Source organism: Arthrobacter sp. zg.Y820 (genome assembly GCF_030125555.1).
In the GTDB taxonomy this organism is placed as follows: Bacteria; Actinomycetota; Actinomycetes; order Actinomycetales; family Micrococcaceae; genus Arthrobacter_B.
The window spans coordinates 1-11,740 of record NZ_JASKLX010000005.1 but is presented as its reverse complement, the minus strand read 5'-3'; the positions used below and the strand labels follow the sequence as shown (position 1 = coordinate 11,740).

Here is an 11,740-nt window from a genome sequence, read left to right as displayed (position 1 = left end):
GCGGCGGCTACCTCGTTCCGGCGGAAACGGTCGAAACGTCGAAATCGGCGCCGAGTCCCTCGAGCTTTTCAAGGAAGTGCTCGTAGCCGCGGTTGATCAGTTCGATGCCCGTCACGCGGGAGGTTCCGTCAGCGGCCAGTGCCGCAATCAGGTGGCTGAAGCCGCCGCGCAGGTCCGGAATGTCGACGTCGGCGCCCTTGAGCTGCACCGGACCGGAGATGACCGCCGAGTGCAGGAAGTTGCGCTGGCCGAACCGGCAGGGAACGCTGCCGAGGCATTCGCGGTGGACCTGGATGTTGGCGCCCATGCGGATCAGTGCGTCAGTGAACCCGAACCGGTTTTCGTAGACCGTTTCGTGGACAATGGACACGCCCTGGGCCTGGGTCAGCGCAACAACCAGCGGCTGCTGCCAGTCGGTCATGAAGCCGGGGTGGACATCGGTTTCCAGCACCAGCGGATTCAGTGCCCCGCCGGGATGGTAGAAGCGGATGCCGCCGTCGTCGACGTCGAAGGCGCCGCCGACCTTGCGGTAGGTATTGAGGAACGCGGTGAGATCCTGCTGCGACGCGCCTTCAACGTAAATGTCACCCTTGGTGACCAGCGCAGCCGACGCCCAGGACGCGGCTTCGTTACGGTCAGGCAGGGCACGGTGGTTGTACCCGCTCAGCTCGGTCACGCCTTCAATGCGGATGACCCGGTCCGTCTGGACCGTAATGATGGCGCCCATTTTTTGCAGCACGGCAATGAGGTCCAGGATTTCCGGTTCCACCGCGGCACCGCGCAGTTCGGTGATTCCGACGGCCTTGACGGCGGTCAGCAGCACCTGCTCGGTGGCGCCCACGCTCGGGTAGGGCAGTTCCACCTTCGCGCCGGTCAGGCCCTTGGGCGCGGAGATGGAAATGCCGCCGGGGCGCTTTTCCACCACGGCACCGAAGTTGCGGAGCATCTGCAGGTGGAAGTCGATCGGCCGGTCGCCGATTTTGCAGCCGCCGAGGTCCGGAATGAAGGCCTCGCCGAGGCTGTGCATCAGCGGTCCGCACAGGAGGATCGGAATCCGGGAATCGCCCGCGTGGGCGTCGATGTCCTTTGACGCCGCCGTCTTGGCGTTCTGGGGATCCATGGTCAGGTCCCCGGTCACCGGATCCTTGGTGACTTCAACACCGTGGAGCTGCAACAGCGAGGTGACTACCTCAACGTCCTTGATTTCCGGAACGTTGCGAAGCAGTGACGGGCTGTTGCCCAGCAGTGCCGCGACCATGGCTTTGGGAACGAGGTTCTTCGCTCCGCGGACGGGGACTTTTCCTGTCAGAGGAACTCCACCACGGATGGTTAGAACGCTACCCATGAACACCTAATTTCTTTTTTCTATAATGCCCCAACAGCAAAGAGAGACTGCACTCAAGCATAGGAGCAAGCGTCCACATACTGAAATATCAGCTCCTCCGGAAGAACCTTCCCGAGCGACCTGCGCGCAGGGCACCGTGCCGGTCCGGAGCCTCTCCGGGACCCGCACGGCACAACGGACCTGCCCCTGGAAAAACTGATAGGCCCCCGGTCGGGGGCCTATCAATAATACGAAGTGCCGCAGCAGGACACGAAACCGGGCGCGGTGCAAAACCGGCGCCGAAAGGGCTTTTAGGTGCGCGCCGGAAGGGTTGTCGGTTTGAAGGAAGGACGGTGCGCCTCAAACTGTGTGATATCCGTCTCGTGCCGCAGTGTGAGCGAAATGTCATCGAGCCCCTCGAGCAGGCGCCACCGGGTGTATTCGTCAATGGAGAAGGGGGCCGTCACCGCTCCGCAGACCACGGTGCGTGCTTCCAGGTCCACGCTCACCTCGGTCCCCGGAGAGTTCTCCAGCACCTTCCAAATGAGTTCAATGTCATCCTGCGCCACCTGCGCCGCGACAAGCCCCTGCTTGCCGGAATTGCCCCGGAAGATGTCGGCGAAGCGGGAGGACAGGACCGCCCGGAACCCGTAGTCCTTCAAGGCCCAGACGGCATGCTCGCGGGAGGAGCCCGTGCCGAAGTCGGGGCCGGCCACCAGCACTGATCCGGACGAGTAGGGCTCCCGGTTCAGGATGAAGTTCTCGTCCTTGCGCCAGCCGGCGAAGAGGGCATCCTCGAATCCGGTCCGGGTGATCCGCTTGAGGTAGACCGCGGGGATGATCTGGTCGGTGTCGACGTCGCTCTGGCGCAGCGGGACGCCGATGCCGGTGTGGGTGGTGATCTTTTCCATGGCTGGCTCCTAGACGGCTGGCTGGACGGATGCGGCGGCGGGCTCGGTCCGGGCCGCTGCGGACAGCGGCTCAGCACCGGACAGCGGCTCGAGGTCCGACGGCGAACTCAGGGTGCCGCGGACGGCGGTGGCCGCCGCAATCACCGGTGAGACCAGATGGGTGCGTCCGCCCTTCCCCTGCCGGCCCTCGAAGTTGCGGTTGGAGGTGGACGCGCAGCGCTCCCCCGGCGCCAGCTGGTCGGGGTTCATGCCCAGGCACATGGAGCAGCCGGCAAAGCGCCACTCGGCGCCGAAGTCCTTGAACACCTGGTCCAGGCCCTCGGCTTCGGCTTCCAGCCGGACCCGGGCGGAACCGGGAACCACCATCATCCGGATGTCGGGGTCCTTCTGCCGGCCGCGGATGATGTCGGCGGCGATGCGCAGGTCCTCGATCCGGCTGTTGGTGCAGGAGCCCAGGAAGACGGTGTCCACGCGGATGTCCTTCATGGGCGTGCCGGGAGCCAGGTCCATGTAGGTCAGCGCGCGTTCGGCAGCGGCCCGTGCGTTCTCGTCGCCGAACGCTTCGGGGTACGGCACGGACTCGGAGAGCGAGACGCCCTGCCCGGGATTGGTGCCCCAGGTGACGAAGGGCTCCAGCTCATCGGCGTCCAGGAATACCTCGGCGTCGAACACGGCCTCGTCGTCGCTCGCCAGCGACCGCCAGTGCTCGACGGCGGCATCCCAGTCCGCGCCCTGCGGCGCGTGCGGCTTGTCCTTGAGGTAGGCGAAGGTAACGTCGTCCGGGGCCACCATGCCGGCGCGGGCGCCGGCCTCGATGGACATGTTGCAGATGGTCATCCGGGCTTCCATGGACAGGGAGCGGATGGCGGACCCGCGGTACTCGAGCACGTAGCCCTGCCCGCCGCCGGTGCCGATCTTGGCAATGACGGCCAAGATGATGTCCTTGGACGTCACGCCGGGGCGCAGCGTCCCCTCCACGGTGATGGCCATGGTCCGAAAGGGCTTCAGGGACAGCGTCTGGGTGGCCATGACGTGCTCCACCTCGGAGGTGCCGATGCCCATGGCCAGGGCGCCGAACGCACCGTGGGTGGAGGTGTGGGAGTCGCCGCAGACCACTGTCTGGCCGGGCTGGGTCAGGCCCAGCTGCGGGCCCACCACGTGCACGATGCCCTGCTCGGCGTCGCCGAGTGAATGCAGCCGGACGCCGAATTCAGCGCAGTTGGCGCGCAGGGTTTCGATCTGGGTCCGGCTGATCGGGTCCGCGATGGGCTTGTCGATTTCCAGCGTGGGGGTGTTGTGGTCCTCGGTGGCGATGGTGAGGTCAGGGCGCCGCAGCTTCCGGCCCGCCAGGCGCAGCCCTTCGAAGGCCTGCGGGGACGTCACTTCGTGGACCAGATGCAGGTCGATGTACAGGAGATCGGGGGCTCCGTCTTCGCCCTTGACGACGACGTGCTCGTCCCACACCTTCTCCGCAAGCGTCCTGCCTGCTGCGTGCTCACCCATACCCGATGCTCCTTGTGAAGTGTCTTCCGCGAGCCGAAAAGAGCGGCCGCGCAAAGTCGATGCTTTAAGACAACCAGCTCCGCCCGCGGAGACGCCAGTTTTTCGACTTGCATCTCAAATATTGAGACGGCAGTATCAACACATGGACATAACTGGAAACCCGGCCAGCGGCGTCGGCGTCATCGACAAGGCCGCACTGGTGCTGGACGCGCTGGAGGCAGGCCCCACCACGCTGGCGCAGCTGGTCGCCGCCACCGGGCTCGCCCGCCCCACCGTGCACCGCCTCGCCGTCGCGCTGGCGCACCACCGCCTGGTGGGCCGGGACATCCAGGGCCGGTTTGTCCTGGGCGGCCGGCTGGTCGAGCTGGCCTCGGCCGCTGGCGAAGACCGGCTGATTGCGGCGGCGGGCCCGGTGCTGCTGGCGCTGCGCGACGCCACCGGTGAGAGCTCGCAGGTGTTCCGCCGGCAGGGCGAATGGCGGGTCTGCGTCGCCTCAGCCGAGCGTCCCATCGGGCTGCGGGACACCATCCCCGTTGGCACGCAGCTGTCCATGAAGGCCGGCTCGGCCGCCCAGTGCCTGCTGGCCTGGGAGGACCACGACCGCCTGTTCGAGGGCCTGCACAATGCCCGCTTCACGCCCACGGTCCTGGCCGGCGTGCGGCGCCGCGGCTGGGCCCAGAGCCTGGGCGAACGGGAGCCGGGCGTGGCTTCGGTCTCGGCTCCGGTGCGCGGACCGTCCGGCCGGGTGATTGCCGCCGTCTCGATTTCCGGGCCGATCGAGCGCCTGACCCGCCAGCCCGGCCGCATTCACGCCGAAGTGGTGACCCGCGCCGCCGCTCAGCTCACCGAAGCCCTGCGGAAGACCGCGGAGTAGGCCTATTCTGGGACCCACCAAGTCGAAGGGTCACCATGAAACGGCTGCGCCTCCTGTGGAACATCGTCCGCACCACCGGAGCGGAGCGGGTCTTCACCGGGTTCCTCGTGGTGCTGGGCGTGGCCGCGCTGCTGCTGCCGCGCTTTGAACCCGAAGTCGAGGACTTCGGGGACGCCCTCTGGTTCCTGTTTGTTTCCTTCACCACCATTGGCTACGGGGACATTGTTCCGGTCACCATGGCGGGCCGGCTGATCACCGTCTTTGTGGCCCTCTACGGCATCCTCGTGGTGGCGCTGGCCACCGGTGTCATTGTCGGTTACTACAGTGAAATCCTCCGCACCCGCGCCAACACCAGCCTCGATGAACTGATCGGCGAGCTGGAGAACCTGCCGGACCTTTCCCGCGAGGAGCTCCTGACCCTCGCGCAGCGGATCCGGAACCGGCATATCCTGCGGTAGCTTTCAGCCGGCGAAGTGGTCCCAGCCGGCAACGCGGGGCGCCTCTCCCCCGACGGTGACGCCGGCGCCGTCGTGCACCGTGCCCAGCCGTTCGAACCCTTCCGGGAGTGCGGTTCCGGCGGGGAAGGCGGCCAGCAGGCCGTGGTCCTCGCCACCGCCGAGCACCCAGTCCAGGGCATCCGCGCCCAGCCGCGACGCCGCAGCCTGCAGCGGCTCCGCATGGCGGGCGAGGGCTGCGGGATCAAGTTCGACGGCGACACCGGAGGCGGCCGCAATACGTCCGGCGTCCCGGACCAGCCCGTCCGAGATGTCCAGCATGGCGGTGGCTCCTGCTGCTGCGGCCTCCGGACCCCGGGCAAGGGGCGGACGCGGCCGGCACTGGGCAGCGGCAAGCTCCAGTAGGACCTGGTTTTCCGTGCTGGGATCGGAGTGCAGGGAGGCATAATCCTCGGAGCTTTCCAGTACTGCCAGCCCTCCCGCCGCCCTGCCCAGGACACCGGCGACAGCAATGACGTTCCCCGGCCGGGCACCCGAGCGCAGCACCGGCGACCGGCCCTGCAGGGAGCCGGTGACAGCCGCAGTGACCACGATCTCGCGGCCCCGGCCCAGGTCACCGCCGACCACCGAGCACCCGGAGGCGCCAAGGACGTGGATGGCCGCAGCCAGGCCGTCGGCCAGGTCCTCCACCCAGGCAACCTCGGTGCTGCCCGGCAGGGTGAGGCTGACAACCAGGGAGGTGGCCACGGCGCCCATGGCATTGATGTCGGAGAGGTTCTGCGCCGCGCATTTCCAGCCGACGTCGAACCCGCTGGTGCGGTAGCCGGACGGCCAGGACAGCCGAAAGTCGGCGTCCTGCACCAGGGTGTCGATCGAGATCACGGTCCGCCCGTCCGGAGCTGCCACGATGGCGGCGTCGTCGCCGGGTCCCAGCAGCGCTTTGGGCGCTCCCAGCCGCGGAAAGATCCGGGCGAGCAGGGCTTTTTCGTTCAGGTCCGCCACTGTCGGCGCGTGCGTGGGCACTGGAGCTTTCCTTTGGGTCAACAAAGAGGAACACAGTGTCCCTGCTGAAATCGATTATGGCAGGGAGCGCGCTTTCCGGCGTATTCTCCGGTGCATGACTGATTATGCGGTGTTGCTGCGCGGCGTGAATGTTGGCGGGGTGACGGTCCGCTCGGCGGATTTGCGCTCGACTCTGGCGGCTCTTCCGGTGTCCGGGGTCAAGACCTTTCTCGCCAGCGGCAACGTAACTCTCTCTTCCGAGGCCGCAGCCGATGAGCTCAAATCGATGGTGGAGGCGGCACTGCGGGCGGACTTCGGCTACGACGCCTGGGTGGTGGTCCTGACCAAGGAGCGGCTGGCCGAGCTGGCCGCCGCCGTTCCCTATCCGGCCGACGATGCACAGATGCACGCCTACGTGACGTTCGGGTCCGACGCCGGGCTGCTCACGGAGCTGTTCGAGGCCGGAGCCGCGCTGGGTGCCGAACAGGTGCGGCTGGGACCGGAAGCGGTCGCGTGGCCGTGCCCCAAGGGCCAGACCTTGGAAGGTCCTCTGTCCCGTTTGGGTTCGAGCGCCCGCTACAAGGCAAGCACCACCACGAGAAACCTGAGGACGCTGCAGAGGATGATCCGCGATTGAACACAAAAAAGCCAGCCCCGGACATTGTCCGGAGCTGGCTGAAATGGTGACCCCAGCGGGATTCGAACCCGCGTTACCGCCGTGAGAGGGCAGCGTACTAGGCCGCTATACGATGGGGCCAGTACAAGCATTCTGCCCGTGAAGGCGTCTTGCTTCCTTTTGCTCAATTGGAATTAAGCTCAATAAGCTTTTCACACTTATTGCTGATCTTCAAATTGATAATTTCTTATCAATTGAGAACCGCTGGGATACCAGGACTCGAACCTAGAATGTCGGTACCAGAAACCGATGTGTTGCCAATTACACCATATCCCACTGTGCTTTTTCGGTTGTTTTGGAGAAGTTTTTCCCCGCTCCAACCCCTCAGCACGAGATATAACTATACACCGGTTCCGGAGGAAGTACAAAACCGCCGCCGGCCCTCCCGTGGTGCTGTCAGCCGGTGGCCAGTCGCACCACCTCGCGCAGCGACCGCACCACGGCGATCTGCTCCGTGGGGTGTGGATCCGATCCGCTCCGCACCGGCGAGGGATACTCCGGGCGGTCCAGCCAGACACCCCGGAGGCCGGCGGCGCAGGCTCCTTCGGCGTCGACGCGCAGGTTGTCCCCGACGTACAGGGTCTGCGCCGCGTCGCTGCCGAGCCGGCGGACGCCTTCGTGGAAGATGGCGGGCTCCGGCTTGGCCGCACCCACCGTGTCGATGCCCACGAGGACCGTGATCCGCTGCAGGCCGGCGGCATCCAGCTTGGCGCGCTGGTAGTCATGAACGTTGTTGCTGACGGCGCCGTACGGAATGCCTCTGGCATCCAGCTCATCCAGCAGCGGCACGACGTCGTCGAACGCGCGAAAGTGCAGCGGCAGGGTCGCTTCGTAGGTTGTGTTCCAGTGCTCTGCCGCGTCGTCGTCGAGCAGCGGCTGCCCGGTGCTCCTGCGGGCGTGCTGCAGCCGTCGGACGCGCTGATCGGCGAAGGACAGCTCACCGGCCAGGTACCTGTCGTAGTACCCTTCCGGATCCGCGGTGAAGAGGGCCTTGAAGGCGGTCCACTCCTCCGCGGTGAAATGTGCGAGGTCGTGGCGGCCGAGGGACTGCAGCGTGGTCCCCATGGCTGCCTGCAGGTCCACGAGGGTCTCATCGATGTCGAAGAGCACCCCGCGGACCTGCCTGCGTTGTTTCATGCAGTTAGCCGGCGTTGCGGAAGGCGCGGATGCGGGCCAGCGAGGAGTCCTTGCCCAGGATCACCATGGACTCGAACAGCGGCGGTGAGATGCGGCGTCCGGAGACGGCGGTGCGGACCGGGCCGAAGGCCAGGCGCGGCTTGATGCCCATCTCGTCGACCAGCGCCGTGCGCAGCGCCGCCTGAATGTTCTCGGCGGTCCAGTCGGACACCGGCTCCAGCGCGGCCAGCGCGGCGTCCAGCACCTCGGTGAGGTTGGCCGGCAGGCCCTTCCGCGCGTCGTCGGCCACGTCAATGGCGTCGTCGGCCTTGAAGAGGAAGCCCAGCATGTCCGGCGCCTCGCCCAGCAGGGTGATGCGTTCCTGGACCAGCGGAGCGGCCTCGGTGAGGATCTCCTCCTCCCGGGCGGTGAGGGTCTCCCCCACCAGGCCGGCGGTCTGCAGGTACGGGACCAGGCGGTTGCGGAAGTCTTCGGCAGCCAGCATCCGCACGTGGGTGCCGTTGATGGCCTCGGCCTTCTTCAGGTCAAAGCGGGCCGGATTGGCCAGCACGTTGTGGATGTCGAAGTTTTCCACCAGCTGGTCGACGGTGAAGATGTCCTCGTCGGCGGACAGCGACCAGCCCAGGAGCGAGAGGTAGTTGAGCAGGCCCTCGGGAATGAAGCCGCGTTCGCGGTGCAGGAAGAGGCTGGACTCCGGATCACGCTTGGAGAGCTTCTTGTTGCCGCCGCCCATGACGTAGGGCAGGTGGCCGAAGAGCGGCATGTACTGGGCCACTCCGACGTCGATCAGCGCCCGGTAGAGCGCGATCTGGCGGGGTGTGGAGGAGAGCAGGTCCTCGCCGCGCAGCACGTGCGTGATGCCCATCAGGGCATCGTCGACCGGATTGACGAGCGTGTAGAGCGGTGCCCCGTTGGCGCGGACCACCACGAAGTCCGGAACGGTGCCGGCCTTGAACGTGATTTCGCCGCGGACCAGGTCGTTGAAGGTAATGTCTTCGTCGGGCATCCGGACGCGCAGCACCGGTGAGCGCCCCTCGGCCTTGAAGGCCTCGATCTGCTCGGGCGTCAGGGTGCGGTCATAGTTGTCGTAGCCGAGCTTGATGTCGCGGCCGGCCGCGCGGTGCCGGGCCTCGATCTCCTCAGGAGTGGAGTAGGACTCGTACAGGTGGCCGGCGTCCTTGAGCTTGGCGATGACGTCCTGGTAGATGTCGCCGCGCTGGGACTGGCGGTACGGCTCATGCGGCCCGCCCACGTTGACGCCTTCGTCCCAGGTGATGCCCAGCCAGTCCAGGGCATCCAGCAGCTGCAGGAAGCTCTCTTCGCTGTCGCGGGCGGTGTCGGTGTCCTCGATGCGGAACACCATGGTGCCGCCGGTGTGCTTGGCATAGGCCCAGTTGAACAGGGCGGTCCGGATCAGGCCCACGTGCGGGGTACCTGTGGGGGAAGGACAGAAACGCACGCGCACGGGGGTGCTGTCATCGACGGTGGGCAGTTCGGCAAGTGAAGGCAGGTTAGTCATGATGCTTTCCAGTTTAGACTCTCGATCCGCCCGGCCCGACGTTTACCGGCTGTACTGCAGCAGCCAGAGGAAGATGCCGCCGGCAACCACGCCGGCGGCAGCGGCCCCCGCCGTCTCACGTGCCGGGCGGTCCCTCCCGCTCAGCAGCGCGGCGACGAACATTGCGGCTGCGGCGATCGCGGCTGCCGTCCCCGCGGCGCCCGGCAGCAGCAGGAACAGAAGCGTCGGAAGAACGACGGCGGCCGCGGCGCAGGTGACCGCTGCCCAGTCCAGCCGCACCACCTTGGTTAGCGCGGCGGTGAGGGCATAGGCGGTGATCATCGCGAAGATTACGGCGGCCAGAGCCCGCGGTCCGTCGGTCCACCGGATAACCCGCAGCACCATGAAGCACGCCCCGGCGGCTCCGAGGATGATGGGTGGCGCGCCCAGCCGGTCCAGGCCGCGGCGCAGGTCCCCGCGCCGGTCCAGGACAGTGACCAGGGCCCAGGGAAACAGGCTCACCAGGACAGCGGCGCCGGCGCCCCACAGCAGGGCATTTCCGCCGCCGTCGTTAAGGAACGGCGCCGCAAACAGGGCGGCTGCCCACACCACTCCGGGCAGCAAAAAGCGCCGGACCGGGGCACGGTTGCGCCTCGGTCCGGCGCCGGAAGAACTCATGCCTAGCTGCGGGCGGTGTTCACGAGGCGGCCGATGCCCTCGATCTCGACGTCGTAACGCTCGCCGTCGGAGATGAGCCCGACGCCGGCGGGCGTGCCGGTGAGGATGACGTCACCGGGCAGCAGGGTGAAGGCCTGGGACACATAGGACACCAGTTCCTTCACACTCCAGATCATCGCGCTGGTGTTGCCGTCCTGGACGAGCTGGCCGTTGAGGTAGCCGCGGACCGCGAGGTCATCGGTGTCCAGCTCGGTCTCGATCCAGGGGCCGAGCGGGCAGGAGGTGTCAAAGCCCTTGGCCCGGGCCCACTGGTCGTCGGTGCGCTGGGCGTCGCGGGCAGTGAGGTCATTGGCGCAGGTGTAGCCGAAGATGACTTCGTCCACCCGGTCCAGCGGGACGTCCTTGCAGATGCGGCCAATGACGACGGCGAGCTCGGCCTCGTAGGACACCTCGTCCGAGAAGGACGGCAGCACAACGGGATCGTTCGGGCCGATCACCGAGGTGTTGGGCTTGAGGAACATCAGCGGCGCCGGCGGCACTTCGTTGCCCATCTCGCTGGCATGGTCAGCGTAGTTGCGGCCGATGCCGACCACCTTGCTGCGCGGAATGATCGGCGCCAGAAGACGGACGTCCTCGAGCTTGTGGCGCTCCCCCGTCAGCTGGACGCCGGAGAAAAATGGATCGCCCTTGATGACGGCTATTTCCTCATGGCCCTCGTCCCCGTCGACGACGCCGAACGCTGGGTCACTGTCTTGTACAAATCGAGCAATACGCATGCCCTCAAGCCTAGTAGACGAAACCTCCGGTCCGGTGCAGCGTCCCCCCTTTCCTCCCCCGAGATGGGCTGAAGGTGCACGTCTGAGCGCTGAGACATGCACCTGCTGCCATCTCGACCGCCGGGGTGCGATACTGCAACCGACGACAGCGTCACCGTTGAACCAGCCGGCGGAAAGGACTGTCAGCCATGGGAGCCTCCGTTACTGCGAAAAATTCCAAGGCGTCCCCCTGGATTCCGGCATTCGCCGGTCTGAGCTGGGTTGGCATCTTCGTCCACAATGTCGCCGATCTCCCCGGCCAGACAGTCCTGAGCCCGGAATCTTCCGTTCCCCTGCTTTTGGCCGCAGCGCTCGTTGGTCTCTGGTTCACGCGGCGGCGGGTCGGTGCGGTGTGGGGGCTGCTGGCATTAGGCCTGCTGCATTTGGCTGGTGCCATAGTCAGCGTGCTGCCGCTGGCGATCCTGCCTTTCGATCCTGATCAGACGCTGAAGCACTATGCCTTCCACCTGCTCTACGGCCTGACCCAGCTCCCCTTGGTGATCACGACGGCCGCCTGGCTGCGCAGGCACCGCCGCGGGAATTCGCCGGCCACGCCGGGCTAGGAAGGCTGCGAACGTGCTCAATCTCTCGCGAGTTGGCTGTAAGTGCTGTTCCCGGGTCCGGGACGTGCAGTTTCTGCCATCTCGGCGCAAAACGAGCCAGGGCCCGGGGGGGTGCCGGCGGGCCTGGAACACACAGGTTAAACAAGTAGGTGTTAAACAAGTAAGGCCCCGCCAATGGCGGGGCCTTACTCTCTGAACAACCGGTGTCTTTCAACCGTAAATATTGTCCGGCGGTGACCTACTCTCCCACATCCTCCCGGATGCAGTACCATCGGCGCTGTGGGTCTTAGCTTCCGGGTTCGGA

The 11,740-nt window shown here is 66.4% G+C and carries 12 protein-coding genes, 2 tRNA genes and 1 rRNA gene; 4 read left to right on the top strand and 11 right to left on the bottom strand.

Annotated elements, in window-relative coordinates; translation table 11 throughout:
- Positions 1-7: 7 nt before the first annotated feature.
- The 3 genes from murA to leuC form a co-directional block, all read right to left on the bottom strand.
- Positions 8-1,345 carry a UDP-N-acetylglucosamine 1-carboxyvinyltransferase gene (gene murA / locus QNN99_RS04865; RefSeq protein ID WP_229965304.1) on the bottom strand — a complete coding sequence of 446 codons (1,338 nt, stop codon included), beginning with the start codon at positions 1,343-1,345 and terminating at the stop codon, positions 8-10.
- Positions 1,346-1,635: 290 nt separating this feature from the next.
- A complete protein-coding gene (gene leuD, locus QNN99_RS04860) occupies positions 1,636-2,235 on the bottom strand; it encodes a 3-isopropylmalate dehydratase small subunit (RefSeq protein WP_229965303.1) in 600 nt (199 codons plus the stop codon).
- Positions 2,236-2,244: 9 nt separating this feature from the next.
- A complete protein-coding gene (leuC, locus tag QNN99_RS04855) occupies positions 2,245-3,738 on the bottom strand; it encodes a 3-isopropylmalate dehydratase large subunit (protein WP_229965302.1) in 1,494 nt (497 codons plus the stop codon).
- A 142-nt stretch (positions 3,739-3,880) separates the two neighbouring features.
- Here leuC and QNN99_RS04850 point away from each other — a divergent pair, with 142 nt between their 5' ends.
- On the top strand, positions 3,881-4,612 hold the full coding sequence (locus QNN99_RS04850; protein ID WP_229965301.1) for an IclR family transcriptional regulator: 732 nt from the start codon (positions 3,881-3,883) through the stop codon (positions 4,610-4,612).
- Positions 4,613-4,647: 35 nt separating this feature from the next.
- Positions 4,648-5,070 carry a potassium channel family protein gene (locus QNN99_RS04845; protein WP_229965300.1) on the top strand — a complete coding sequence of 141 codons (423 nt, stop codon included), beginning with the start codon at positions 4,648-4,650 and terminating at the stop codon, positions 5,068-5,070.
- 3 nt (positions 5,071-5,073) lie between these two features.
- Here the strand turns inward: QNN99_RS04845 and QNN99_RS04840 are convergent, their stop codons facing one another.
- On the bottom strand, positions 5,074-6,090 hold the full coding sequence (locus QNN99_RS04840) for a thiamine-phosphate kinase (RefSeq protein WP_229965299.1): 1,017 nt from the start codon (positions 6,088-6,090) through the stop codon (positions 5,074-5,076).
- A gap of 94 nt (positions 6,091-6,184) precedes the next feature.
- Here QNN99_RS04840 and QNN99_RS04835 point away from each other — a divergent pair, with 94 nt between their 5' ends.
- A complete protein-coding gene (locus tag QNN99_RS04835; protein ID WP_229965298.1) occupies positions 6,185-6,706 on the top strand; it encodes a DUF1697 domain-containing protein in 522 nt (173 codons plus the stop codon).
- 44 nt (positions 6,707-6,750) lie between these two features.
- Here the strand turns inward: QNN99_RS04835 and QNN99_RS04830 are convergent.
- The 6 genes from QNN99_RS04830 to QNN99_RS04805 all read right to left on the bottom strand — a co-directional run bounded on the left by QNN99_RS04830 (position 6,751) and on the right by QNN99_RS04805 (position 10,834).
- A tRNA-Glu gene (locus QNN99_RS04830) sits at positions 6,751-6,826 on the bottom strand.
- Between the two features lie 123 nt (positions 6,827-6,949).
- Positions 6,950-7,021, bottom strand: a tRNA-Gln gene (locus QNN99_RS04825).
- A gap of 120 nt (positions 7,022-7,141) precedes the next feature.
- Positions 7,142-7,882, bottom strand: coding sequence for an HAD family hydrolase (locus tag QNN99_RS04820; RefSeq protein ID WP_229965297.1), 741 nt, complete (start codon positions 7,880-7,882; stop codon positions 7,142-7,144).
- Between the two features lie 4 nt (positions 7,883-7,886).
- On the bottom strand, positions 7,887-9,401 hold the full coding sequence (gltX, locus tag QNN99_RS04815; protein ID WP_229965296.1) for a glutamate--tRNA ligase: 1,515 nt from the start codon (positions 9,399-9,401) through the stop codon (positions 7,887-7,889).
- Positions 9,402-9,443: 42 nt separating this feature from the next.
- The gene (locus QNN99_RS04810; RefSeq protein ID WP_229965295.1) at positions 9,444-10,058 is read right to left on the bottom strand and encodes a hypothetical protein; all 615 of its coding nucleotides are present in this window, start codon (positions 10,056-10,058) and stop codon (positions 9,444-9,446) included.
- A gap of 2 nt (positions 10,059-10,060) precedes the next feature.
- A complete protein-coding gene (locus QNN99_RS04805; RefSeq protein WP_229965294.1) occupies positions 10,061-10,834 on the bottom strand; it encodes a fumarylacetoacetate hydrolase family protein in 774 nt (257 codons plus the stop codon).
- 188 nt (positions 10,835-11,022) lie between these two features.
- Between QNN99_RS04805 and QNN99_RS04800 the strand changes: the two genes are divergently transcribed.
- Positions 11,023-11,436, top strand: coding sequence for a hypothetical protein (locus QNN99_RS04800; RefSeq protein ID WP_229965293.1), 414 nt, complete (start codon positions 11,023-11,025; stop codon positions 11,434-11,436).
- 225 nt (positions 11,437-11,661) lie between these two features.
- Here the strand turns inward: QNN99_RS04800 and rrf are convergent.
- A 5S ribosomal RNA gene (gene rrf, locus QNN99_RS04795) occupies positions 11,662-11,740 on the bottom strand; the annotation flags it as partial.